This window comes from Pseudomonas sp. Z2-11, from assembly GCF_054161305.1.
This window is the reverse complement of record NZ_CP096395.1, coordinates 1,428,310-1,453,127: the sequence shown is the minus strand read 5'-3', so window position 1 is coordinate 1,453,127 and position 24,818 is coordinate 1,428,310. Positions and strand designations below refer to the sequence as shown.

25 protein-coding genes are annotated in these 24,818 nt (G+C 61.2%); 10 read left to right on the top strand and 15 right to left on the bottom strand.

Annotated elements, in window-relative coordinates:
• The first annotated feature begins 176 nt into the window (after positions 1-176).
• The gene (locus tag M1E16_RS06390; RefSeq protein ID WP_434569515.1) at positions 177-581 is read left to right on the top strand and encodes a low affinity iron permease family protein; all 405 of its coding nucleotides are present in this window, start codon (positions 177-179) and stop codon (positions 579-581) included.
• Positions 582-632: 51 nt separating this feature from the next.
• On the opposite strand, the gene M1E16_RS06385 is transcribed toward M1E16_RS06390, so the two are convergent.
• The 3 genes from M1E16_RS06385 to M1E16_RS06375 form a co-directional block, all read right to left on the bottom strand.
• Complete coding sequence (locus M1E16_RS06385) at positions 633-1,541, bottom strand: SDR family oxidoreductase (protein WP_458129453.1); 909 nt, start codon at positions 1,539-1,541, stop codon at positions 633-635.
• 78 nt (positions 1,542-1,619) lie between these two features.
• Complete coding sequence (locus M1E16_RS06380) at positions 1,620-2,123, bottom strand: DUF4142 domain-containing protein (RefSeq protein ID WP_305496246.1); 504 nt, start codon at positions 2,121-2,123, stop codon at positions 1,620-1,622.
• A 347-nt stretch (positions 2,124-2,470) separates the two neighbouring features.
• The gene (locus M1E16_RS06375; RefSeq protein WP_434569518.1) at positions 2,471-3,820 is read right to left on the bottom strand and encodes a sensor domain-containing protein; all 1,350 of its coding nucleotides are present in this window, start codon (positions 3,818-3,820) and stop codon (positions 2,471-2,473) included.
• Between the two features lie 234 nt (positions 3,821-4,054).
• Between M1E16_RS06375 and M1E16_RS06370 the strand changes: the two genes are divergently transcribed.
• Entirely contained in the window at positions 4,055-5,074 is a 1,020-nt protein-coding gene (locus M1E16_RS06370; RefSeq protein ID WP_458129452.1) for a DUF4917 family protein, read from the top strand.
• A 163-nt stretch (positions 5,075-5,237) separates the two neighbouring features.
• Here the strand turns inward: M1E16_RS06370 and M1E16_RS06365 are convergent, their stop codons facing one another.
• From M1E16_RS06365 to M1E16_RS06345, 5 genes are all read right to left on the bottom strand, one after another.
• Positions 5,238-5,819, bottom strand: coding sequence for a DJ-1/PfpI family protein (locus M1E16_RS06365; RefSeq protein ID WP_434653399.1), 582 nt, complete (start codon positions 5,817-5,819; stop codon positions 5,238-5,240).
• Between the two features lie 217 nt (positions 5,820-6,036).
• Positions 6,037-7,254: a class I SAM-dependent methyltransferase gene (locus M1E16_RS06360; RefSeq protein WP_434569521.1), complete on the bottom strand. Its 1,218-nt coding sequence runs from the start codon at positions 7,252-7,254 to the stop codon at positions 6,037-6,039.
• A 290-nt stretch (positions 7,255-7,544) separates the two neighbouring features.
• Positions 7,545-8,162: a TPM domain-containing protein gene (locus M1E16_RS06355; protein WP_458129451.1), complete on the bottom strand. Its 618-nt coding sequence runs from the start codon at positions 8,160-8,162 to the stop codon at positions 7,545-7,547.
• Positions 8,163-8,189: 27 nt separating this feature from the next.
• Positions 8,190-8,936 carry a TPM domain-containing protein gene (locus M1E16_RS06350; RefSeq protein WP_458129450.1) on the bottom strand — a complete coding sequence of 249 codons (747 nt, stop codon included), beginning with the start codon at positions 8,934-8,936 and terminating at the stop codon, positions 8,190-8,192.
• A 42-nt stretch (positions 8,937-8,978) separates the two neighbouring features.
• Positions 8,979-9,587 carry a LemA family protein gene (locus M1E16_RS06345; RefSeq protein ID WP_458129449.1) on the bottom strand — a complete coding sequence of 203 codons (609 nt, stop codon included), beginning with the start codon at positions 9,585-9,587 and terminating at the stop codon, positions 8,979-8,981.
• 260 nt (positions 9,588-9,847) lie between these two features.
• On the opposite strand from M1E16_RS06345, the gene bglX reads away from it, so the two are divergent.
• On the top strand, positions 9,848-12,139 hold the full coding sequence (bglX, locus tag M1E16_RS06340; RefSeq protein ID WP_434695608.1) for a beta-glucosidase BglX: 2,292 nt from the start codon (positions 9,848-9,850) through the stop codon (positions 12,137-12,139).
• 254 nt (positions 12,140-12,393) lie between these two features.
• Here the strand turns inward: bglX and M1E16_RS06335 are convergent, their stop codons facing one another.
• The 5 genes from M1E16_RS06335 to M1E16_RS06315 all read right to left on the bottom strand — a co-directional run bounded on the left by M1E16_RS06335 (position 12,394) and on the right by M1E16_RS06315 (position 16,719).
• Positions 12,394-13,551 (bottom strand): phospholipase D-like domain-containing protein, encoded by a 1,158-nt coding sequence (locus tag M1E16_RS06335; protein ID WP_434569525.1) that lies wholly within the window; start codon positions 13,549-13,551, stop codon positions 12,394-12,396.
• A gap of 1 nt (position 13,552) precedes the next feature.
• Positions 13,553-14,143 carry a YceI family protein gene (locus M1E16_RS06330; protein ID WP_458129448.1) on the bottom strand — a complete coding sequence of 197 codons (591 nt, stop codon included), beginning with the start codon at positions 14,141-14,143 and terminating at the stop codon, positions 13,553-13,555.
• 117 nt (positions 14,144-14,260) lie between these two features.
• Entirely contained in the window at positions 14,261-14,572 is a 312-nt protein-coding gene (locus tag M1E16_RS06325; RefSeq protein WP_458129447.1) for an amidase, read from the bottom strand.
• Complete coding sequence (locus tag M1E16_RS06320) at positions 14,569-15,663, bottom strand: serine hydrolase domain-containing protein (protein WP_458129446.1); 1,095 nt, start codon at positions 15,661-15,663, stop codon at positions 14,569-14,571. The genes M1E16_RS06325 and M1E16_RS06320 overlap by 4 nt, the downstream gene beginning before the upstream one ends.
• Positions 15,664-15,846: 183 nt before the next feature.
• Positions 15,847-16,719, bottom strand: a complete 873-nt coding sequence (locus tag M1E16_RS06315; RefSeq protein WP_458129445.1) for an acyl-CoA dehydrogenase — start codon at positions 16,717-16,719, stop codon at positions 15,847-15,849.
• 152 nt (positions 16,720-16,871) lie between these two features.
• Between M1E16_RS06315 and olsB the strand changes: the two genes are divergently transcribed.
• Both olsB and M1E16_RS06305 read left to right on the top strand, forming a co-directional pair.
• A complete protein-coding gene (gene olsB, locus M1E16_RS06310; RefSeq protein ID WP_434653417.1) occupies positions 16,872-17,627 on the top strand; it encodes an L-ornithine N(alpha)-acyltransferase in 756 nt (251 codons plus the stop codon).
• A complete protein-coding gene (locus M1E16_RS06305; protein ID WP_458129444.1) occupies positions 17,627-18,421 on the top strand; it encodes a lysophospholipid acyltransferase family protein in 795 nt (264 codons plus the stop codon). The genes olsB and M1E16_RS06305 overlap by 1 nt, the downstream gene beginning before the upstream one ends.
• 114 nt (positions 18,422-18,535) lie before the next feature.
• On the opposite strand, the gene M1E16_RS06300 is transcribed toward M1E16_RS06305, so the two are convergent.
• Entirely contained in the window at positions 18,536-19,120 is a 585-nt protein-coding gene (locus M1E16_RS06300) for an acyl carrier protein phosphodiesterase (protein WP_458129443.1), read from the bottom strand.
• 152 nt (positions 19,121-19,272) lie between these two features.
• Here M1E16_RS06300 and M1E16_RS06295 point away from each other — a divergent pair, with 152 nt between their 5' ends.
• The 4 genes from M1E16_RS06295 (at position 19,273) to M1E16_RS06280 (ending at position 22,538) form a co-directional block, all read left to right on the top strand.
• Positions 19,273-19,575 carry an ArsR/SmtB family transcription factor gene (locus M1E16_RS06295; RefSeq protein WP_014336977.1) on the top strand — a complete coding sequence of 101 codons (303 nt, stop codon included), beginning with the start codon at positions 19,273-19,275 and terminating at the stop codon, positions 19,573-19,575.
• A 17-nt stretch (positions 19,576-19,592) separates the two neighbouring features.
• Complete coding sequence (locus M1E16_RS06290; protein ID WP_305496263.1) at positions 19,593-20,759, top strand: MFS transporter; 1,167 nt, start codon at positions 19,593-19,595, stop codon at positions 20,757-20,759.
• A gap of 32 nt (positions 20,760-20,791) precedes the next feature.
• A complete protein-coding gene (locus M1E16_RS06285) occupies positions 20,792-21,841 on the top strand; it encodes an alkene reductase (protein WP_458129442.1) in 1,050 nt (349 codons plus the stop codon).
• Between the two features lie 172 nt (positions 21,842-22,013).
• Positions 22,014-22,538: a hypothetical protein gene (locus M1E16_RS06280; protein ID WP_458129441.1), complete on the top strand. Its 525-nt coding sequence runs from the start codon at positions 22,014-22,016 to the stop codon at positions 22,536-22,538.
• Between the two features lie 222 nt (positions 22,539-22,760).
• Here the strand turns inward: M1E16_RS06280 and M1E16_RS06275 are convergent, their stop codons facing one another.
• Positions 22,761-23,393 (bottom strand): TetR family transcriptional regulator, encoded by a 633-nt coding sequence (locus M1E16_RS06275; protein WP_434653428.1) that lies wholly within the window; start codon positions 23,391-23,393, stop codon positions 22,761-22,763.
• 265 nt (positions 23,394-23,658) lie between these two features.
• Between M1E16_RS06275 and M1E16_RS06270 the strand changes: the two genes are divergently transcribed.
• A complete protein-coding gene (locus M1E16_RS06270; RefSeq protein WP_434569534.1) occupies positions 23,659-24,816 on the top strand; it encodes an efflux RND transporter periplasmic adaptor subunit in 1,158 nt (385 codons plus the stop codon).
• Positions 24,817-24,818: the final 2 nt, after the last annotated feature.

Genomic DNA, 24,818 nt, shown 5'->3' with positions numbered 1-24,818 from the left:
GGTGTACTCCGTCAATGAAGGCTTTAAGGAGTGACCATCAGGCAGAGCAAATGGTTGCGCCAGTCTTCGTCCCGGACGATGAACGTCGACGGAGGTTCGGATTGAAATGTAAGTAGAATTTTCGCCGCTTCGTTGGTGTCACACCAGACAGGTGCATCCACTGAGGAAACACGGCAATGACGTTCGCAAAGATTGCTCAAAAACTGGCCCTGTGGGCAGGAAGTCCCAAGACCTTTCTCGGAGCTATTGTGTTGTTGGCGCTCTGGGCCGCCAGCGGACCGTTCTTCGGTTTCAACGACACCTGGCAACTGATCATCAATACCTCGACCACGATCATCACCTTCCTCATGGTGTTTCTTATCCAGAACACGCAAAACCGCGATACCGATATCCTGCACTTGAAAGTCGATGAATTGCTGCGCGCGACCAAGGACGCGCAGAACGCAATGCTCGGTCTCGAGTCGCTGGACCTCAAGCAGCTGGAAGCGTTGCGCAAGCGCTACCAGGACATGGGCAAAGACGAGGCCAAGAGCCTTGAGGGTGTAGAAGAAGAGAAAAAAGTCGACTTGAACCAGTGCTGAAAGCAGATGCGCGAGCGTTGTTGCAACGCTCGCGCATCCGAATGCCGCGCATCAGGGCAACGGATTCCCACCCGTCACGCCAAACACTTCTCCGGTGATATAACTCGACTCCTGCGACGCCAGCAGCACGTACAGCGGCGCACATTCCGCTGGCTGCCCCGGACGCTTCATCGGAACCTGGGAGCCGAATGTAGGGATCTTCTCCCTAGGCTGTCCGCCGCTGGGTTGCAGCACTGTCCAGATCGGCCCCGGAGCCACGGCATTGACCCGGATTCCCTTGCTGATGACCTGTCCGGCCAACGCCTTGGTAAACGCCACGATCGCCGCTTTGGTGGTGGCGTAATCGAGCAGCGTCGCGGACGGATCGTAGGATTGGATCGACGCGGTATTGATGATCGTCGCCCCGGCCGGCATCAGCGGTACCGCGGCCTTGCAAATCCAGAACATCGCGTAGATGTTGGTTTTCATGGTGTCGTCGAATTGCGCGGTGGTGATGTCGGCAATGTCCTTTTGCGCTTCCTGCTTACCGGCGACGTTGACCAGGATATCCAGGCCACCGAGCTCCTGCTGCGCCATCTTCACCATCTGGACGCAGAACGCTTCGTCCTTGAGATCTCCCGGAATCGCAATGGCCTTGCGGCCTTCGGCCTTGATCAGCTCGATGACTTGCTGCGCGTCGCGTTCTTCGCTGGGCAGATAGTTGATGGCTACGTCGGCGCCTTCGCGGGCATAGGCAATGGCCGCCGCGCGACCGATCCCCGAATCGCCGCCCGTGATCAGCGCCTTGCGCCCCTCCAGGCGACCGAAGCCTTGATAGGTTTTTTCGCCGTGATCGGGCTGTGGTTCCATGTCTTGGTCAATGCCGGGGGGTGATTGCGGCTGGTCGGGGAATTCCGGACGAGGGTATTGGGTCAGTGGATTCTGCATCGCGTATTGGTTGGGTTCTCGGCGTGTAGACATCGAGGTTCTCCTTTTCGGCGGGCAAAACAAGCCGGGACGCTGGCGTCCCGGTCCTGAGGTAAAAACAGGTGCGGCAAATCAGCGACTGGCCTGCAGCGCCCTGGCCATCTCAAGATGCGTCTGTAATTTGGGCAGGGTTTCGTCGGCGAACGCCTTGATCTCCGGCACGTTGGTGGTCTGGGCCTGTTGCTGGATCTGCTCGATGGCTTCCTCAGTGGCCTTGACCTGGCTGGCGGCATACGCCGCCTCGAACGACTCGCCCTCGGCCACTTGCGGCATCAAGGTCTTGGCCTTGTCCGCGACTTCCTCCCGGGGCGCGACGGGCAAGTCGAGCTTCTTGGCGATTTTCGCCAGGTGTTGGTTGGCGGTGGTGCGGTCGTTGATCACCATGATGGTGTAGTCCTTGACCTCCCTTGATTCCGCCTTCGAATGTGCGGCGCGGCTGGCTTCGATGTCAGCCATGCCTTTGGCGGATGCATCGTTGATGAATTCGGCAGGTGACTGGGCCCAGGCACTGCTGGCACCCAGGCCCATCAGCACGACAACACTGGTGGTGCGTAAAAAGGTGGCCATCCGGCTCATGGTCACGCCCTCCTCTGATAGAAAATTGCGACAGGGTTTCCCCGCCGCTGAATCAGAACCACCGTTGAATGTTCAGCGAGTCGTGCGATCCGGCTTGCGGCCGATTTCAGCCTTCAGCGGACTTTTATCGACACTCGCGGTGGTGGTTCTCCCACTTTTGCGACCCGCTTCAGACACCTTCGTTCGATCATGAGCAATGTTTCCCGGATAAATGTTGCTTGACCCGTGCATGCTCGAGCCCTCCGTATTGCATGAATGATGGGCATGCCTGCCCCGTATTTCATTTGAAATGAGTCGGCATTCAAGGTTTGGAAAAAGCGCTGGCGCGACGACGAACGGTGAGGTGGTCAGATGCCGAAGGCCCGGTGATTGTGGCGTTTGGCTGCGTACATCGCCTCGTCGGCGTGGCGGAACAAGGTGATGTCTTCCGTGCCGTGTTCGGGGAAACACGCCACGCCAATGCTCGGTTCGATGCTCAGGCAATGACCGTCCAGCCGCAGCGGCTGGGCCAGCGCGTGACGAATCTGCTCCTGCACCCGGTCGGCGTCTGCCACGCTCTGGATGCTATGGAGCAGCACCACAAATTCATCGCCACCGATGCGTGCGACGGTGTCGGTGTCACGTATGCAACCCTTGAGTCGGCTGGCCACCGCTTGCAGCAGCATGTCGCCAACGGCATGACCGTAGGTGTCGTTGATCTGCTTGAAGCGATCCAGATCGATGTAGAGCAATGCCATCCGCCCCGATGCAACACGGGCCGTGGTCAATGCGGCCTTGAAGCGGTCACGCAGCAACTCGCGATTGGGTACCTGAGTGAGCTGGTCGTACTGGGCCATGTGCTGCAACCGGGTATGCAGTTGCTGGCGCTCGATGGCAATCGCAATCTGCACGCAAACATACTGCAGCAATTCCTTGTCCTGCTCGGTGTAGCGCTCGTTATCCGCCGCGCTCTTGACGATCAACGCGCCAATCGTGCCGCTCTGCGAATTCAGTGGCACACCCAGCCAGCACGGCGCGTCCGGTTTCGCCACGAGGTCGTGCAGCTCCACGGGCAACGAGCTGGAGCCGGGCGTCAGCAGGATCGGCTGGCCGCTGCGTATGACTTCGGCACACAAACGCCCAATGGTCGTGCCCGGCAGTTCCGGCTGTCGCTCCCGGTCGTCGACGTGATAGGGAAAGTTGAGCTGGGCACATTGCTCGTCATACAACGCCACCGAAAAATTCAGTGCCGGCAGCCACTCGCCGATTATCAAGTGGATACGTTTGAACAACGCCAGCAGGTCGGCGGCAGCATGGGCGGCCTCGGAAATCGCGTACAACGCGGCCTGCCGAGACTCCGCCAGCTTGCGCTCGGTGATGTCCCGCGCCACGGCGATCCGCAATTGGTCAGGCTCGGACCAGCGCGCCGACCAGAGGATATGGACGACCCCACCGTCCTTGCGCAGATAGCGGTTCTCGAAATTGAGCTTGGGTTCTCCGCGCATGACTTCGCGCGCCGCATCAAGGGTCCGCTGGCGGTCGGCAGGGTGGACCATATCGATCATCGAACGGCCAATCAGCTCCTTCGGCGTGTAGCCGAAGATCCGCTCGCTGGCGGCACTGACAAACACGAAACGCCCCAGGGCGTCGACGGCGCACACGGCATCCATCAGCAGATCAAGGTAACCGGCCAGCGGCGTGGAGTTTCGAATATCCATGGCACAGAAGCCATCCGGGAATGCAGCAATGAACGAACCGGGAAATCGCCAGGCCAGCGCGCGCCCTGAATACCGGTGAGGATAGCCCAGGCGCCCGGTCCGCCGCAGTAGACTGCTCGATCAGAACACCTGAAAAAGGTTATCGACCGGCCACGACGTATCTTGATCTGGCTCAGGACTGGGTCGTGATAAAGTCGCGTCCTGCCTTTGCCACGTTTTGAGATGACTTTCGCAATGACCGATTTCCAGGAATACGACGCCCGGCTCGAAAATTGGGAGACGTTGCGCACCGACACCGCTTTCAGCGGCCTGCTGGTGGGCAATGGCGCGAGCCGCGCCGTGTGGGACGATTTCGGCTATGACTCGTTGTTCGAGAACGCCCGCACCGTCGAGGAAAAACCACTGAGCCCTTCGGAACTGAGCGTCTTCGATGCGCTGCAGACCCGCAGTTTCGAGCAGGTACTGGGCGCGTTGAAAACCACCAGCCGGGTCAACAAGGCCCTGGCCGTCAGCTCCGCCGCCCCGCGCAATCGCTATTACGCGATCAAGGAAGCCTTGATCAACACCGTGCACGCGGTGCATATCCCCTGGCGACTGGTGCAACCCTCGACCCTGGGAAGTCTCAATCAAGAGCTGGGCCGCTACCGCACAGTGTTCACCACCAACTACGATCTGCTCAGCTATTGGGCGATCCAGCATACGCCCGAGACCCTCACCGATCTGTTCCTGGGTGCCGATCACAGCTTCGATCCGAGTCGGACCAGTACAGACAAGCCGCGCCTGTTGTATCTGCACGGCGGCCTGCATTTGGTGCGCAACCAGGACGGCACGGCACGCAAGCTCGCTTCCACCGAAGGCACGCTGTTGGGCAGTTTTGCCATCAACAACACCCTCAAGACCCTAGACGACGTGCCGCTTTTTGTCAGCGAAGGGCCGAGCCAGGACAAACTCAAGACCATCCGCAGCAGCGATTACCTGTCGTTCTGCTACGACCAGTTGCTGCACCACGACGACAATCTGTGTCTGTTCGGCCACGCCTTGGGCGAGCAGGACAGCCATATCATCCATGCCCTGGGCCAAGCGGCGCCGAGGACCGTGGCCATCTCGATTTACCCGCGCAGCCAGGCGTTCATCCAGCATCAGAAGCGGCATTACGCCAAATTGTTCGAGGGCCTGGACACGCAATTGCGCTTCTTCGATGCCAAGACCCACCCACTGGGCGATCCGAAGCTGGCGGTGCCGGTGGAGGTCTAAATCCGACGGGCAGCGCAGAACCGTGGCGAGGGAGCTTGCTCCCGCTCGACTGCGAAGCGGTCGCCATTTACGCGATGGGACCGCTTCGCGCTCCAGCGGGAGCAAGCTCCCTCGCCACAAGAGCTCACTCTATCGGACGAGTGCGGCGCGTAGCCCCTGGCTTCTACAAGGTGATGGCCGTGCCCAGCAGCGTCAGGAACCCCGCCAGCCAGTTCGGATGGGCGGGCCATGCCGGTGCGGTGGCCAGGTTGCCTTGGACATGGGCTTCGGTCACCGGAATATCGATGAACGTCCCGCCAGCCAGGCGCACCTCCGGAGCACATGCCGGATAGGCACTGCATTCGCGCCCTTCCAGGATGCCTGCCGCCGCCAGCAATTGCGCACCGTGGCACACCGCGGCGATCGGCTTGCCCGCCAAATCGAAATCGCGCACCAGTTGCAGGACGCTTTCATTCAGGCGCAAGTATTCCGGCGCACGACCGCCCGGCACCAGCAGTGCGTCATAGTCGCTGGCCTGGACGCTGGCGAAATCATGGTTGAGGGCAAACAGATGCCCAGGCTTCTCGCTGTAGGTCTGGTCGCCTTCGAAATCATGAATCGCGGTGCGCACCGTCTGCCCGGTGGTTTTGTCCGGGCACACCGCGTGCACTGTGTGGCCGATCATCTGCAGGGCCTGAAAAGGCACCATCACTTCATAATCTTCGACGTAATCGCCGACCAGCATGAGGACTTTCTTCGCGGCCATGGCATGGGCTCCTTTGGGATGCGTGGGGGAACGCATTAAAGGTAGTCCGCAGTAGCGATCTCCCGAGATTAACTGACGGATTGCACCTTCAGGAATGGCGAATGAACCTGTGGGAGCGAGCCTGCTCGCGAAGGCGGTGTGTCAGCTCAGTAACTACCGGCTGAAATAATGCTTTCGCGAGCAGGCTCGCTCCCACGGGTTCGGGGCAAGCAAACTGTCAGGCGAGGTAGCCGTCAGCCCGCAGCAGCGTTTCCAGGCAATGTTCGGTGATGTGATAGAAAGCCTTGAGCTCTTCGATCCTGGCAAGAAGCTCGGCAGGGTCCACCGGCTCGGCGCGCTTGACCGCCAGGATCATCTTGTTCTTGTTGGTGTGGTCCAGGGAGATGAACTCGAACACCTTGGTCTCGTAGCCACAGGCTTCGAGGTACAGCGCCCGCAGACTGTCGGTGACCATTTCCGCCTGTTGGCCCAGGTGCAGGCCATATTGCAGCATCGGCTTGAGCAGCGCCGGGCTCTGGATCTGCAGGCGGATCTGCTTGTGACAGCACGGTGAACACATGATGATCGAGGCCCCCGAGCGGATGCCCATGTGGATCGCGTAGTCGGTGGCAATGTCGCAGGCATGCAGGGCGATCATCACGTCCACTTCACGCGGCGCGACGCTGCGCACGTCCCCGTGCTGGAACTCCAGGCCCGGATGCTCAAGCCGCGCGGCGGCTTCGTTGCACAGCTTGACCATGTCCTCGCGCAATTCGACGCCTGTCACCAGCCCCTCGGCCTGCAAGGTGTTGCGCAAGTAATCATGGATGGCGAACGTCAGGTAGCCCTTGCCCGAGCCGAAATCCGCGACCCGCACCGGTTTGTCCAGCGCCAGCGGCGAAGAGGTCAACGCGTGGCTGAAGACTTCGATGAACTTGTTGATCTGCTTCCACTTGCGCGACATCGCCGGAATCAGCTCGTGCTTGTGGTTGGTCACGCCCAGGTCGGCGAGGAACGGCCGGCTCAGATCGAGGAAGCGGTTTTTCTCACGGTTGTGCCCCGCAGACGGCACTTCCCGCAGTTGCTGGGGCTTGCTCTTGAACAACGAGCTCTTGCCCTTCTTGCTGTATTCCAGCTGCGCCTCGTCAGTGATTGCCAGCAGATGTGCGTTCTTGAACGAGGCTGGTAACAGCGCGGCGACCGTCTCAACCCCTTCGACCAGCGGGAAGTTCTTGGTGATGTCGCGCGTCTTGTAGCGGTAGACGAAGGACAGGCACGGCTGATCCTTGACCGTCAGTTGCTTGATGATCAGCCGCTGCAGATCGGCTTCGTCACCGACGTATTTGGCCAGCACGAGCTTGATGAAGGCGTTCTGCCCAAGGCTGGCCTGCAACAGCTCGATGAACTGGGCGTGGTGATCCGGCGCGGGACGGGCGGAAGTTGCAGTGACGGACATGGAAAAGCGGCCTCGGGGCGGGCGGATCGGGAATGGCGGGTATTTTAGGGGGGATGGGAAGCCAGGGCACGGGGAATTTCCCCAACGGTGCAAAAGTGATAGTCCATCTTCATAGGTCAACAGGCTTCTGTGGCGAGGGAGCTTGCTCCCGCTCGGCTGCGAAGCAGTCGCCCGATTTGAGGCCTGACTCAACCCTTCAGACCGATGGGGAGCGCTTCGCGCTCCAGCGGGAGCAAGCTCCCTCGCCACAAAGGCGCTCCCGCCACAGCGGTGTCCGACAGAAAATAGTGTCAGCCGAGCACCACCAACCGATTCGGCAACTCATTGCGCGCATGGGTCACCGGCACATGCGCCTTGAGCAGTTCGCCGCAGGCTTCGATGCACGTCACAAAGCCCTGCAACGTCTGTCCCTGGCGAACCTGCTGGGTGAACGCCGCGACAATCGCCTCCCAATGCTTATTGTCGAGTCGCTTGGAAATGCCCTCGTCCACCAGGATTTCCACATACCGCTCGGCCTCGCAAACGAAAATCAGCATGCCTGTGCCGTCCACCGTATGGTGCAGGTTCTGCTCGAGAAATTGCCGGCGCGCCAGGTTCGACGCTCGCCAGTGGCGTACCGAGCGAGGGATCAGGTGCGTGGTGATGGCGGGAATGCGAAACAGCAGGCACAGCCCGATGAAACTACCCCATTGCAACAACAGCAAGCTGTGCATGGTCAGCCAGCCCGTGAGGTAATGCACCGCGCCGGGTAGTACCAAAGCCAGCAGGCTGGCCCAGAGCAGCGGGATGTAGGCATAGTCGTCGGCGCGAGCAGCAAGCACCGTTACCAGTTCGGCATCGGTGTCGCGCTCGACCCGGGCAATGGCCTCGGCCACCTTGCGTTGTTCGTGTTCAGTCAGTAATGCCATGTCAAAAATGCCTGCTCATTATTATGCTCACCAGCCGCCCGACGAACCGCCGCCACCAAAACTGCCTCCGCCACCGCTGAAGCCTCCGCCACCACCCCCGCCGAAACCACCACCGCCGCTTCTGTAACTGCTACCACCGGAACCGCCGCCACTAGGCAAAATACCAAGCAGTTGGCAAACGCCTATCGTCAGGATGACCAGCATCACCAGGAAGATGATCAGCCCCGGATGCCGTTCGATGAAATCGCCCTCAGCCGACCCTGCCATGTACGCCGGGGCTGGCTCATCCAGCGGACTGCCGCCCAACACCACGAGCATCGCCGCGACGCCGTCGCTGATGCCCTTGTTGAAATTTCCCGTCTTGAATGCCGGAGTGATGACCTGATTGATGATGACCGAGCTCTGGGCATCGGTCAGCCGATCTTCCAGGCCGTACCCCACTTCGATCCGCAGTTTACGGTCATCGCGGGCGACGATCAGCAGCGCGCCGTTATTTTTATCCTTTTGCCCGATGCCCCAGTGGCGGCCTAACTGGTAACCGAAGTCTTCGATGCTGGTGCCCTGCAGGTCCGGCAGGGTGACGACAACCACCTGCTCACTGGTGGCCTGCTCATGGGCCTTGAGTTGCGCATCGAGTTGCGTGCGCACCGAGGGCTCCAGCATCTGGGCGGTGTCCACCACCCGCCCGGTCAATGCCGGGAACTTCAATTCGGCCTGGGCCGTAACTGCGAACACCCAGAGCAACAGCACCAGGCCAAACTTCAACGCGCGCATTGGAACCTCATCCGTGGGAATGCCATAGCCTGTGGACAACGATCAGAACTTCACTTCAGGCGCTTTTTCGGCATTCGGGCTGGTCGCCTCGAAGGTTTCGCGGACCGGCAAGTCGCTGTACATCACGCTGTGCCACAGGCGGCCGGGGAACGTACGGATTTCGGTGTTGTACTTCTGCACCGCCAGGATGAAGTCGCGACGCGCCACGGCAATGCGGTTCTCGGTGCCTTCGAGTTGCGATTGCAACGCCAGGAAGTTCTGGTTGGCCTTCAGGTCCGGGTAGCGCTCGGACACCACCATCAAGCGGCTCAACGCCCCGCTCAACTGGTCCTGGGCTTGTTGGAACTGCTTGAGTTTTTCCGGATTGTCCAAGGTATTGGCATCGACCTGGATCGAGGTGGCCTTGGCCCGCGCTTCGATTACTGCGGTCAGGGTTTCCTGCTCGTGCCGGGCATAACCCTTGACGGTTTCCACCAGGTTGGGAATGAGGTCGGCGCGGCGTTGGTATTGGTTCTGCACCTGGCCCCAGGCCGCCTTGGCCTGCTCGTCCAGCGTCGGGATGTTGTTGATGCCACAACCGGCCAGCAATGTTGTGAAGAGCATCAGGGCCAGCATTTGCAGGCCGCGAAGGTGGTTCAGTCGTGGATTCATCAGGTCAAGCGCTCCCTTGCATTGCATTAAAAAAACACCGCCACCTATCTTACCGGCGTCTGGGGCATAATCGCCGCCGCACTGGATCGAATCGGGTTGATGGGCTAAAAGATGCCCGGTGCGAAACTAAGTTCATCGGCACAAGCTCGAAAGTGTGCTGCATTTAACTGGAAACACCCGAACAACAATAGCCGCTCCTCACATTTAGGCTGACCGGCGTGTCCTGATCACCGCCCTTTAGGCTTGCGAGAAAACAATTCATGAAGAAGCTGTGTTTGCTGGGCCTGTTTGTCACCCTGGCCAGTCAATCCGTATTAGCCGACAACCTGCCAGCCCCCATGGAGAACAAGGACGCTTTCATCAGCAACCTGATGAAGCAGATGACCCTCGAGGAAAAGATCGGCCAACTGCGCCTGATCAGCATCGGCCCGGAAATGCCCCGGGAGATGATCCGCAAGGAAATTGCCGCGGGCAATATCGGTGGTACGTTCAACTCCATCACCCGCGACGAAAACCGTCCGATGCAGGACGCGGCCATGCGCAGCCGGTTGAAGATCCCGATGTTCTTCGCCTATGACGTGATCCATGGCCACCGGACCATTTTCCCGATTCCCCTGGCCCTGGCTTCGAGCTGGGACATGGACGCCATCTACCGCTCTGGTCGTATCGCGGCCAAGGAAGCGGCGGCCGACAGCCTGGACATCACCTTTGCGCCGATGGTCGATATCTCCCGCGACCCGCGCTGGGGCCGGACCTCCGAAGGTTTCGGCGAGGACACTTACCTGGTGTCGCGCATCGCCGGGGTGATGGTCAAGGCATTCCAGGGCAGCGGCGCCAACGCCGCCGACAGCATCATGGCCAGCGTCAAGCACTTCGCCCTGTATGGCGCGGTGGAAGGCGGCCGGGACTACAACACCGTGGACATGAGCCCGGTGAAAATGTACCAGGACTACTTGCCGCCCTACCGCGCTGCCATCGACGCCGGTGCAGGCGGGGTGATGGTCGCGCTGAACTCCATCAACGGCGTGCCGGCCACCGCCAACACCTGGCTGATGCACGACCTGTTGCGCAAGGAATGGGGCTTCAAGGGCCTGGCCGTCAGCGACCACGGGGCGATTTTCGAGTTGATCAAGCATGGCGTCGCCCGGGACGGTCGCGAAGCGGCAAAACTGGCGATCAAGGCCGGCATCGACATGAGCATGAACGACTCGCTCTACGGCAAAGAGCTGCCGGGGCTGCTCAAGGCTGGCGAAATCGAGCAGAGCGACCTTGATAACGCGGTGCGTGAAGTGCTGGCCGCCAAGTACGACATGGGCCTGTTCAAGGACCCGTACCTGCGCATCGGCAAGGCCGAGGATGACCCGGCCGACGTCTATGCCGACAGCCGCATGCATCGCGCCGATGCCCGTGACGTGGCGCGCCGCAGCCTGGTACTGCTGGAAAACCGCAACCAGACCCTGCCTCTTAAGAAGACCGCGAAGGTCGCCCTGGTCGGTCCGCTGGCCAAGGCGCCGATCGACATGATGGGCAGCTGGGCCGCCGCCGGTCGCCCGGCGATGTCGGTTACCGTGTACGACGGCATGGCCCGTGCGCTGGGCGGCGAGTCGAAGCTGATCTACGCCCGTGGCGCCAATATCACCGGCGACAAGAAGGTGCTCGACTACCTCAACTTCCTCAATTTCGACGCACCGGAAGTGGTGGATGACCCGCGCCCGGCCCAGGTGCTGATCGATGAAGCGGTGAAAGCCGCTAAGGAAGCCGACGTGGTCGTGGCCGCCGTGGGCGAGTCCCGTGGCATGTCCCACGAGTCCTCGAGCCGCACCGAGTTGAACATCCCGGCCAGCCAGCGCGAGCTGATCAAAGCCCTGAAAGCCACCGGCAAACCCTTGGTGCTGGTGCTGATGAACGGCCGTCCGCTGTCGCTGCTGGAAGAACAACAGCAAGCCGATGCGATCCTGGAAACCTGGTTCAGCGGCACCGAAGGCGGCAACGCTATTGCTGACGTGCTGTTCGGCGACTACAACCCGTCGGGCAAGCTGCCGATCACCTTCCCACGCTCGGTCGGGCAGATTCCTACCTACTACAATCACCTGAGCATCGGCCGGCCGTTCACGCCGGGCAAGCCGGGCAACTACACCTCGCAATATTTCGACGACACCACCGGCCCGCTCTACCCGTTCGGCTATGGCTTGAGCTACACGACGTTCAACCTGTCGGACATGGCCTTGTCGTCCACCACGCTGAACAAGACCGGCAAGCTCGACGCCAGCATCACCCTGGAAAACACCGGCGAGCGTGACGGTGAAACCGTGGTGCAGCTGTACATCCAGGATGTGACCGGGTCGATCATCCGCCCGGTCAAGGAGCTGAAGAACTTCCGCAAGGTGATGCTCAAGGCCGGCGAGAAGAAAGTCATCCACTTCACCATCACCGAAGACGACCTGAAGTTCTTCAACGCCCAGCTCAAATACGCCGCTGAACCGGGCAAGTTCAACGTGCAGATCGGCCTGGACTCCCAGGACGTGAAGCAGCAGAGTTTCGAGTTGCTCTGACAATCCCCCCCCCCTGTGGGAGCGAGCCCGCTCGCGAAGGCGATCTTTCAGTCACTGCATCATTGACTGTCGGACCGCTTTCGCGAGCAGGCTCGCTCCCACAAGGGGTCCGTGGCAAACGCAATTTTTGTGACCACTCAAACTCTACTGTGGGAGCGAGCCTGCTCGCGAAGGCGATATTTCAGTCATCGCATCATCGACTGTCAGACCGCTTTCGCGAGCAGGCTCGCTCCCACATCTGGTTTCGGTGAGTGTCAGCCCCGTCGATCCAGCAGATTCACCACCAGCCGGTCCACCCATCCCCACAACCGTTGCTTGACGCGCTTCCACAGCGGCCGGCGCTGCCAGGCGTCGAGGCTCACTTGCAGGCTTTGGTCGAAATCGCGTTCAAAACTGGCCGCCACGGCCTTGCTCAGTCCTGAGTCCAATGCTTCCAGATTGGCCTCCAGGTTGAAGCGCAGGTTCCAGTGATCGAAATTGCACGAGCCGATGCTGACCCAATCGTCCACCAGCACCATTTTCAAATGCAGGAAACATGGCTGGTATTCATAGATCTTCACACCGGCCTTGAGCAGGCGCGGGTAATAACGATGGCCGGCGTAGCGCACGGAGGGGTGATCGGTGCGCGGGCCGGTCAGCAGCAGGCGCACATCGACGCCCCGGGCGGCGGCCTTGCGCAAGGAGCGGCGCACGTTCCAGGTCGGCAGGAAATACGGCGTGGCCATCCAGATACGTTTCTGACCGCTGTTTAACGCCCGGGACAATGATTGCAGGATGTCGCGGTGCTGCCGGGCGTCGGCATAGGCCACCCGGCCCATGCCCTCGCCTACCGGCGGAACACGGGGCAAGCGCGGCAAGCCGAAATTGGAAGCCGGTTTCCAGGCCCGACGATGGCGGTTGGCGAGCCACTGGCGGTCGAACAGCAGTTGCCAGTCGAGCACCAGCGGGCCGACGATTTCCACCATCACCTCGTGCCAGTCGCTTTGGTCTTCCAAAGGGTTCCAGAATTCGTCGGTGACCCCGGTGCCGCCGACCACCGCCAGACGCTGATCGACCAGCAGCAGCTTGCGATGGTCGCGGTAAAGATTGCGCACCCAGCGACGCCAGCTCAGGCGATTGTAGAACCGCAGCTCCACACCTGCCTCGACCAGGCGATTGCGCAGGCCCAGGGTAAACGCCAGGCTGCCGTAGTCGTCGAACAGGCAGCGCACGCGAACACCCCGCTCGGCGGCCTGGACCAGCGCCTGGACCATCGCCTCGGCGCAAGCGCCCGCCTCCACCAGATACAGCTCCAGTTCCACCTGCTCCTGGGCGCGGGCGATTTCCACCAGCATGCGCGGAAAGAACTGCGGACCGTCGATCAGCAACTCGAAGCGATTGCCTTCGCGCCAAGGGAATACCGGACCGCTCATGTCAGCGCGCCGTGAAGATCAGCACCGCATTCACCGGCACCGACAGGCTGATAGTCGACAATCCGGCCAGTGCGCGCAGCTTTTCCAGGCCCGGCGCCAGGCCGAAATCCGCCGCGTTGAGCACCACCGGCTCCAGGGTCACGACCTGGAAACGTCGCTCATCCAGGCGCGTCGCCAGCAGTTGCACATTGTATTCGTGCTGCTTGCCATGCAGGTCTACCGTTACCGGCAGGCGCAGCTCCAACTGTGCGCCGTTGGCCAGGTCCTGGATCGGCATCAGGTCAAGCTGCGCGGTGATGGTGGCTTCGGCAAACTGCTTGATCTCGAACAGCTCGGCGCGCATGCGTTCGTCCCGCAGCGGGACGCCGCTGTTGATGGACTCCAGCTCGACCTCCAGCCGCGCCAGGCCCTTGGGCTGGACCTGGCCATGAAGCACGAGAAAGCGCTGGACCTCGGACACATTGCCGTTTTTGCTGCTGATAAACGAAAGCCGCGACGATTCGCCGTCCAGGTACCAGTCGGCCTGGGCCGGCAACGCGGCGCAGGCCAGCAGCAACGTGATGACAGCGTGGGGGGGAAACCGCTTGAACATACAGACTCGGAGGGCAGAGAAACCTGTGGCGAACCTTAACCGGGACGGGGGCGATTGCAAACTGTCGGTTTCGACAACTGCCTTGGCTCGCCACAAAGGCAATCCTTGAATCAGCATTCAGGGTTCCAACCGACACCCCTGCCGCTCGCCGATCCAGCGCGCACTGTGGCTGCGCCCCAACCCGCTGACGGTGACGCGCCTGGCTTCAACGGTCTCGAAAAAATCGCTGACGGGAACCGACTGCTTCACGTAGCCCCGGCAATACTCGGCTGGCTGCCGCATCACATAGCGGCACGAGCAATACTCCTTGGCGGTGTACGCGCTGATGATGTCGGGGAAGGCCTGCAGGGCCACCCGTTCCAGCCAGACCCAACCGAACAGGACAACGAGCAGCACCGACGCCAGGCTGAGCAACACGTTGCGTCTCATGGTCGCACCGCCCCGGCGAAGGCCGCCATGGCGCGCTTGAGCAATTCGTTGTGGCGGTAGCTGCCGTCGCGGTCATCGCCGTAGCGCACGATCACTAGCCTGGCGCTGGGAATGATATACAGCGCCTGGCCCCAGTGGCCGAGCGCGGCGAACGTATCCGGCGGTGCGTCAGGCCATGGGCGGAGGGTGGAGTCGGCACCGCGATTGAGCCACCAATGCCCGCCAGGCACGGCTTCGTCCTGGCCCGCCTGGAATCCGGCGAAAGGCTCGCGATTGAATGCTATCCAGTCTTTGGGCACCAATTGTCGGTCGCCCCAGCGGCCATCGCGCTGCATCAACAAGCCGACACGCGCCAGGTCCTGCGCCGTGAGGTAGGCATAGGACGACCCGACAAACGTGCCGCTGGCGTCGGTTTCCCAGGTCGCGTGGCGGATGCCCAGCGGTTCGAACAGGGCCGTCCATGGGTAATCGGCATAGCGCGCCGGGCCGACGATGGTTTTCAGCGCCGCCGCCAGCAGGTTGCTGTCGCCACTGGAGTAACGGAACACTTGCCCGGGCGGGCCGAAGCTCTCGTGCGCGGCAGTGAACGCCGCCATGTCGTGGCGCCCCCGCGTGTAGAGCATCGCCACGACCGAGGAATTGAGTGGCGCGTATTCGTAGTCTTCCTGCCAGTCCAGGCCGGAAGTCCAATGAAACAGATCGGCCAGGGTCATGTCCGGGTGTCGCTGCAGCGGCGGGTAGTACTTGGCAGCGGGAGCATCCAGGGCAAACAGCCTTTCGCCGTAGGCCACGCCGAAGATTGTCGCCAGCAGGCTTTTACTGATGGACCAGGTCAAGTGCGGAGTCTGGGCGGTCGTGGGTCCGGCGTAGCGTTCATAGACCAGTCGGCCGTCCTGGATGATCAGGAGCGCGTCGGTGCGGATGCCCTCGCGGGTGCTGTCATCCCTTTGGGTAAAGGCGTATTGCTCCAGCGCTTCGAGGGCCGGCCCAGTGGGCGTCGGGCCGGTGGGCCATTGTTCTGACGGCCAGTCTTCAGCGCGGGCTGTGAGGGTCAACAGCAACAGCGGAAGCAACAGCCAGCGTCTGGACATGCGTGGGGCTCGCAGGGTTGAACCTGCAGAGACTAGCCGGGCTTGATGACAGTTTGAGTGTGGAGGGCGCCCGGTGGGAGCGAGCCTGCTCGCGAAAGCGCCGGATCTGTGGCGTGGATGCAGGCTGACACTCCGCTATTCGCGAGCAGGCTCGCTCCCACATAGATCCCGTCGCTCCAAAGGCTAGCCCAACGCCTTGGCCAACCGCGTGGCCCGCGCGCCCGCCGCGATATCCATGACCCCTTTGTCGCGCCCCCACATTTCTCGCCACGACGCCGGCCCAGCAGCCAGTGCCTCATTCAATTCGGCATCAAGCCCCTTGAACTGCACGAACAGTCCACCCAGCAGCACATGCCCGGCCGCACTGGACGGATTTTGCCGACTCACCTCCGCGCACCCCGCCAGCAACGCCAACAGACGCAGTTGCAAGGCCTGCGGCCAATCGCACTCCTGGCCCACACCATAGAGCCAGGCAGCCATTGCACTGAGCACATAAAGGTCTTCCAGGGTACGGAACGGTTTGACGTACGCATCCCAGCCGTCACCTGGCAGCACTTCGCACAACGCGCCATCGAGCAATACCCGAGCATGGCCGATGTCCGGCATCAAGGGGATGGCGGGGAGTTTTTCCAGGTTCACACCGGGTTCTCCGCCATAGACCACCGCCAGCTTCAGCCGCGGTGCTTCGCCGGCAGCTTCGCTTCGGGCCGCGATCAGCAGCCATTCGGCGGCATCGCCCGCGGTGACGAAATCCTTGCGTCCATTCACCCGCAAGTCGCTGAGACGGGTCTGCATATCCGCCGGGCGCAGGCTGCGCTGCTCGGTGGCGCACAAGGCGCCGAGGCTCTGCGGCGCGCTTGGCCAGAGCGCCCGCAGGGCCGCCTGGTAGCCCACCAGGAACGCCAGCCCCGGCGTGGCCATCAACCTTGCGCCGGCCACGGCCAGCTCGAATGGCGTGACCGGCCCCAGCCGTTGCAACAAGCCCGCGTGACCTTCCGCCAGATCCACAAAGGCAGGCAACCGCTCGCCGCGTTCGATCAGGGTTTGCCAAGGCATGGGGGTTCCTCGTGGGCTGTCATATAAGCATCACCAAAGCTTCATGGCGATGACACCGGGGCTACATAGCCTGACTTTGCACAACATGGCTGCATAAAGAAAGTCGATTGGCTCACCCCAAGACGGGTGTAAAGCCCGCACGGAGATTCGCTATGACTCAGATCGCCCGCATCAGCGACACCGGCAATGAACGCCGCCTGCAAGCCGAACGCCTGATTGGCGCCAAGGCCTTGCACGAAGCACAGGCCCTGCGCTTCAACGTCTTCAGCGGCGAATTCAACGCCAAGCTCAAGGGCGCGGAACTGGGTCTGGACATGGATGACTATGATGTTCACTGCGCCCACATCGGCGTACGCGACCTGAACACCGGCCGCCTCGTGGCGACCACCCGCCTGCTCGACCACCAGGCCGCCAGCAGCCTGGGCAGGTTCTACAGCGAAGAAGAATTCAGCCTGCACGGGCTGGTCCATCTCCAGGGTCCGATCCTGGAAATCGGCCGCACCTGCGTCGACCCGGCCTACCGCAACGGCGGCACCATCGCGGTGCTCTGGGGCGAACTGGCCGAAGTCCTCAATGAAGGCGGCTACAGCTACCTGATGGGTTGCGCGAGCATTCCGATGCAAGACGGCGGCATCCAGGCCCAGGCGATAATGCAACGCCTGCGCGAACGCTACCTGTGCACCGAACACCTGCAAGCCGTGCCGAAAAAACCCTTGCCGGCACTGGACGTTCCGTCCAACGTCATCGCCGAGATGCCACCGCTGCTCAAGGCGTATATGCGCCTGGGCGCGAAGATTTGCGGCGAGCCGTGCTGGGACGAGGATTTCCAGGTCGCCGACGTGTTCATCCTGCTCAAGCGCGACGAACTCTGCCCGCGTTATGCCCGTCACTTCAAGGCGGCGGTGTGATGAGCCGGCTGCGGGTGTACGCGCGAATCGCGCGCGTGTTGCTGGTCGTCGCGCTGGGCCTGGCCATGGCCAGTGTGTTCGGGCTGCTGGAACGCCTGGGGCTGGCCCATTCGATGGTGCGCCGCCAGCGCTGGTCGAGGTTTTTCATGGCGCGACTGAGCAATGCCCTGCCCTTTCGCGTCACCGTTCATGGACACCTGCCAAAACAGCCGATGCTGTGGGTCAGCAACCATGTGTCCTGGACTGACATTCCGCTGCTGGGCATGCTCACGCCGCTGTCATTCCTGTCCAAGGCCGAAGTGCGCACCTGGCCGGTGGCTGGATGGCTGGCGGCCAAGGCCGGCAGCCTGTTCATCCGGCGCGGCTCGGGCGACAGCCAATTGATTCGTAAACAGATGAGCCGCCATCTGGAGCAAGCGCATCCGCTGCTCATGTTCCCTGAGGGCACGACCACCGACGGACGTTCGCTGCGCACGTTCCATGGTCGCCTGCTGTCGGCGGCCATCGATGCCGACGTGGCCTTGCAACCGGTGGCGATCCGTTACCTGCGTAACGGCAAACCCGACTTGCTGGCTCCCTTCATTGGCGATGATGACCTGCTGTCGCACCTGATGCGCCTGTTTGCCAATGACCTGGGCGACGTGGAAATCCACTTGCTGAAGCCCATCGCCTGCCACGGCCAGGAACGCGCGGCCCTGGCGTTCCAGGCGCAACAGGCGGTGCACAAGGCGCTGTTCGGAACGATTCCAGAGAAACAGCAAACGCCGGTACGGCCCGCGGCGATTGCGGCTTGATCCGAATCCTCTGAACTCCCCCCTGTGGGAGCGAGCCTGCTCGCGAAGACGGTGTGTCAGCCAATATTTATCGACTGATGCACTGTCTTCGCGAGCAGGCTCGCTCCCACAATATCAATTTTGCGGTGCGATCTGGTTCTGCGCAAAATCCTGCAACTGTGGATAGAACAACCGAAAATCCTCGCTCAACGGCTCATACAGCCTGACCAACTCCTCCATCGCCCCGGCCAGTTCCTCGGGCCGCGAAAGGCGCCGGGAAATACCGCGCAGCACCTGCCCGAGCACGTCGAATTCCTTATAGGAACCCAGCCAGTCATCTGCGGCCATGAACGGCGCGATCTGCGCCAAGCGCCCGGGCAGTTGCGCTTCGGCGGCGAGCACCTGGTAGACCCGGGAAGTGAAATCCAGCAGCGGCCCTTCGCCGTACTGCGCCCAGTCGCGGGCCAGGCAATGGTCGAAAAACACATCCAGCACGATCCCGGCATAACGCCGGCGGACCGTGGAGAAGCGCGACAAGGCGATATCCACCAACGGATGGCGATCGGTGTACATGTCGATGCGTCGATGCAGGGCGATCGCCGCTTCGATCTGCGGAGTGAATTGCCCCTGCAGCGGCCCTTTGACGAAATCGCCGTAGAGGCTGCCGAGCAGTTGTTCCCGGCCAGGGCCGCCGAGGTGCAGGTGTGCGAGATAGTTCATGGCGGGCAGCTTACCATCGCCACGCCTATATCGTTATAACCCGATATAGCGATTTGTTCGTCCCTCAGATCAAATACATATTGGTATATCGCGAAGCAACGATTTAAGGTTCGCCTCATCGCGATATAGCGTTATACATAAGAGCTGCCCCAATGACCCTCGACCTCGACGAAATAATAAAAGCCCTGGCGCACCCAGTACGGCGAGACATCCTCAACTGGCTCAAGGACCCCAAGGTCCAGTTTCCCGAACAGTTGCACAACCATGAATTCGGCATTTGCGCCGGCCAGATCGATCAGCGCTGCGGCCTTTCGCAGTCCACGGTTTCGGCGCATCTGGCGGTGTTGCAGCGGGCGGGGTTGATCACCAGCCAGAAGGTCGGTCAATGGCACTTCTTCAAACGCAACGAGGATGTGATCCAGCAATTCCTCAAGCAAATGAGCCAAGAGCTCTGACCTGACAAGGATTCGAAATGCCCCTTTCACTCTTGATCCTAGCGCTCAGCGCCTTCGCCATCGGCACGACGGAATTCGTCATCATGGGCCTGTTGCCCGATGTGGCGGCGGACCTCGGCGTATCGATTCCCGGCGCCGGCTGGCTGGTGACCGGCTATGCGCTGGGCGTGGCCATCGGTGCGCCGTTCATGGCAATGGCCACCGCGCGGCTGCCGCGCAAGGCTGCGCTGGTGGCGCTGATGGGGATTTTCATAGTCGGCAACCTGCTCTGCGCCGTCGCCAGCGACTACAACGTACTGATGTTCGCCCGGGTCGTTACTGCCCTGTGTCACGGTGCGTTCTTCGGCATCGGCTCGGTGGTGGCGGCCGGCCTGGTGGCGCCGAACAAGCGCGCTTCGGCCGTGGCCCTGATGTTCACTGGCCTGACCCTGGCCAACGTGCTCGGCGTACCGCTGGGCACCGCACTGGGCCAACAGGCCGGCTGGCGCTCGACCTTCTGGGCCGTGACGGTCATCGGTGTGATCGCCCTGATCGGCCTGATCCGCTTCCTGCCGGCCAAGCGCGACGAGGAAAAACTCGACATGCGTGCCGAGCTGGTGGCGCTCAAGGGCGCAGGCCTGTGGCTGTCGCTGAGCATGACTGCGTTGTTCTCCGCCTCGGTGTTCACGCTGTTTACCTACGTCGCCCCCCTGCTCGGCGAAGTCACCGGCGTTTCGCCCCGTGGCGTGACCTGGACCCTGGTCCTGATCGGCCTCGGCCTGACGCTTGGCAACATCATCGGCGGCAAGCTGGCGGACAAGAGCCTGGCGAACACGCTGATGGGCGTCTTTTTGACCATGGCGCTGGTGTCCACGGTATTGAGCTGGACCAGCGTGGCGCTGATCCCGACTGAAATCACCCTGTTCCTCTGGGCCACCGCCTGCTTCGCCGCCGTGCCGGCCTTGCAAGTCAACGTGGTGACCTTCGGCAAAGCCGCGCCAAACCTGGTGTCCACCCTGAACATCGGTGCCTTCAACATTGGCAATGCCTTGGGTGCCTGGGTCGGCGGCAGTGTCATCGACCATGGCCTGGGCCTGACAGCCGTGCCCCTGGCCGCCGGCGCGCTGGCCGTGCTGGCGCTGCTGGTAACCCTGATCACTTTTCGCCAGGGCGGCAATGCCGACCTGGCCCCTGCCACTCACTGATTTTTAACCCTTCACTTGCGAGGTTGCATTTCATGGCGACAATTTTCGACCCCATCAAACTCGGTGACATCGAGCTGAAAAACCGCATCATCATGGCCCCTCTCACCCGCTGCCGCGCTGACGCAGGCCGAGTACCCAACGCGCTGATGGCCGAGTATTACGTGCAACGCGCCTCCGCCGGGCTGATCCTCAGCGAAGCCACTTCGGTGACGCCGATGGGCGTGGGCTACCCCGATACCCCAGGCATCTGGTCCAACGACCAGGTACGCGGCTGGGCCAACGTGACCAAAGCCATCCACGGCGCCGGCGGCAAGATTTTCCTGCAGCTCTGGCACGTCGGCCGGATTTCCCACCCGTCCTACCTGGACGGTGAGCTTCCGGTCGCTCCGAGCGCCATCCAGCCCAAGGGGCATGTGAGCCTGGTACGTCCGCTGGCCGACTACCCGACGCCGCGCGCATTGGAAACCGCGGAAATCGCCGACATCGTCGATGCCTACCGCGTGGGTGCCGAAAACGCCAAGGCCGCCGGGTTTGATGGCGTGGAAATCCATGGTGCCAACGGCTACCTGCTCGACCAATTCCTGCAAAGCAGCACCAACCAGCGCACCGACAACTACGGCGGCTCCCTGGAAAACCGTGCTCGCCTGCTGCTGAAAGTGACTGACGCGGCAATCGAAGTCTGGGGCCCCGGCCGAGTGGGCGTGCACCTGGCGCCGCGCGCCGATTCCCATGACATGGGCGACGAAAACCGCCTGGAAACCTTCAGCTATGTGGCCCGCGAACTGGGCAAGCGTGGCATCGCCTTCATCTGCTCGCGCGAGAAAGAAGGCGCGGACAGCATCGGCCCGCAACTGAAGCAAGCGTTCGGCGGCCCGTACATTGCCAATGAGCGCTTCACCAAAGAGAGTGCCAATGCCTGGCTGGCGGAAGGCAAGGCTGACGCCGTGGCGTTCGGCGTGCCGTTCATTGCCAACCCGGACCTGCCGGCACGCTTGAAAGCCGATGCACCGCTGAACGAACCTCACCCGGAAACCTTCTATGGCAAAGGACCGGTGGGGTATATCGACTATCCAGTCATGTAATTAACCCGCCGCAAACAAAAAGCCCCGCCTTTGCACAGCGGGGCTTTTTGTTTAAACATTTCGTCGACATCTAAAAGTTCTAAATAAAACTTCAATCATTCATATTGCCTCTGGTCGTCACGAGTAAATTAGCGACGATCAAACATCAACTATCTCAAGCAAAGAGAGCAATATGAATAACTTTCCAGAAAACCCAGCAGATACAAAACCAAACGATTCCGCTGAAGAACAAGCGTACCACGAACACTACGACAGGCAGATCCAGGCGTTGGAATCTGCCAAGGCGCCCGCTCACTCAACACGATTCATCATGAAAGTCGTCAACAATACCGAGCACGACCTTGATGCCAATAAAAACACGCTTGGCCTGAGCGCCGACAACCTCGCCACCTTGCAACTTCCCTCGGGAGGTATCAGCGTCTATGGTCAAGACTTCCGCTACGTTCGAAACCCAGGCTCTCGCAGCAAGGACATATACCACCACTGTATTCAATTCGGCGGAATGACGGTGGGAGCTTTCGTTGAGTTTGGTTTGCGCGTTGACACTTCGTTCGGGCTTTTCGCGCCGACCGTGACGCCAGTGCGGATATGTAAAATTATGTCTATCGGCACCACCCCAATCAACTGCACTGCCCATATTACTCGTGCGCTGAACACAGACCCTTATAGCTTTACCATGGAGGTGACGCTGGGCTGAACACTTGTTACCCGAGCGCCTGGAAATCTGCCTGTTGCGCCGGCATTACGCCCTGACGGGGCTCGCTTGCCGGACCAAACACAATTTTCCTACAAAGTAACGCGTGTGCTGACTGTCAACGAATCAGCACTACGTATATAAAGTGCCCCGAACCCGGAACCATTCCGTCAGGGCCGTCCGAATGAGCTATTGACATAAACCGACTCAATTACGCATTTTGTTTCATTTGCGCAGGTTAGGGCTCAGGCGCAGCATGTCCAACCCGATATCCACCCAGCGCTCGGCCTCACCGGCCAGGGCGAAGCTGTCCGGCGCCAGCAGCCACTGATACAGGATCCCGTCGATATAGGCATGGATAGCCACCGCAGCTCTCTCGGGATCCAGGTCATTTGGCATCTGCCCGCGTTTCATAGCATTGCGCAAGGACAGCGCGATACGCACGTTACAGTCGAGGCTGACCTCGCGCCGCTGCTGGCGCAGGTCGCACATTTCATCGGTGAATTCGCACTTATGGAACAGAATCTCATTAATGCGGCGGGTTTTCGGGTCCAGGGCCACCTGCTGGAACAACCTCACCAGCAGCTTGCGCACGCACCCCAGCGGGTCGAGTTCCTCCTCGCTTTCGCTGGCGCGGGCCAGCTCATCGAGCGGCTCATGCAAGGTATCGAGCATGGCCTGGAGCAAATCCGCCTTGTTGCTGAAATGCCAGTAGATCGCACCACGCGTCACACCGGCCAGCGTCGCGATGTCGGCCAGCGTCGTTCGCGCCACGCCGCGCTCGAAGAAGGCCTTTTCGGCCGCTTCAAGGATCTGGCTGCGAGTCTCCAGGGCTTCTTCTTTGGTACGACGTACCATGGCAGTAAACACCTCAATCAGGATGCGTAAGCAATGCGTAAGGATCGGTTGGATAACCTATGAGGCAGCGCCTGTCGGAACGCGTCCCCGGACTGCATCGGCCTTTGTCAGGCTTTTGTAAATACGGATGGTACGCAATTTGGCTGTTTACAAACAACCATGTACGTAAGTATATTTCTTAGCAACCTATTAATTGAATAATGCTCATTTTTTAACCTTCCACTTTTCGAGTGCGCCTGTTGCGCGCCTGGACCCGAGGATTTCCATGCAATTCAAGCCAGCTGTTACCGCTCTGGTCACTGCCATCGCCCTGGCATCGCTGCTCAGCGGATGCAACAAGGAAGAGGCTGCCCCTGCCCCTCCCCCTCCTCAGGTCGGCGTCGTAACCCTCAAGACTCAGCCTTTTACCCTGACCTCCGAATTGCCGGGCCGCACCAGTGCGTTCCGCGTCGCCGAAGTGCGTCCGCAGGTCAACGGCATCATCCTCAAGCGCCTGTTCAAGGAAGGCGCCGACGTCAAGGCCGGCCAGCAGCTGTACCAGATCGACCCGGCCGTCTATGAAGCGAACCTCAAGAGCGCCGAGGCCAACCTGCGATCCACCAAGTCGATTGCCGATCGCTACAAGCAACTGGTCGACGAGCAGGCGGTCAGCCGCCAGGAGTACGACACCGCCGTGGCCAACCGCCTTGAGTCGGAAGCGAACCTGCAGACGGCCCAGATCAACGTGCGCTACACCAAGGTCTACGCGCCGATTTCCGGTCGCATCGGGCGCTCCTCGGTCACCGAGGGTGCGCTGGTGAGCAATGGCCAGACCGACGCCCTGGCGACCATCCAGCAACTCGATCCGATCTACGTCGACGTGACACAGAGTTCCGTCGAGCTGCTGAACCTGCGCCGTGAGCTGGAAAGTGGTCGCTTGCAGAAGGCTGGCGATAATGCCGCCATGGTCAAGCTGACGCTGGAAGACGGCAGCCAGTATCCCCATGAAGGCAAGCTGGAGTTCTCTGAAGTCTCGGTCGATCAGACCACCGGTTCCGTGACCTTGCGCGCCGTGTTCCCCAACCCTGAGCACACGTTGCTGCCGGGCATGTTTGTCCACGCGCAGCTGCAGGCCGGCGTGAACAGCGCCGCAATCCTGGCGCCGCAGCAAGGCGTGACCCGCGACCTCAAGGGTACGCCGACTGCGATGGTCGTGGGCGCGGACAACAAGGTCGAACTGCGTCAGCTCAAGGCCAGCCGTACCGTCGGCAGCCAGTGGCTGATCGAAGACGGCCTCAAGGCCGGTGATCGCCTGATCACCGAAGGGTTGCAGTACGTACGGCCAGGGGTTGAAGTCAAAGCCACCGAAGCCACCAACGTCGACGCAAAGAACCCGGCCCCCGCTCAGGCAGCTGACAAAGCCGCCGGCGGCAAAGGGGAGTAAAC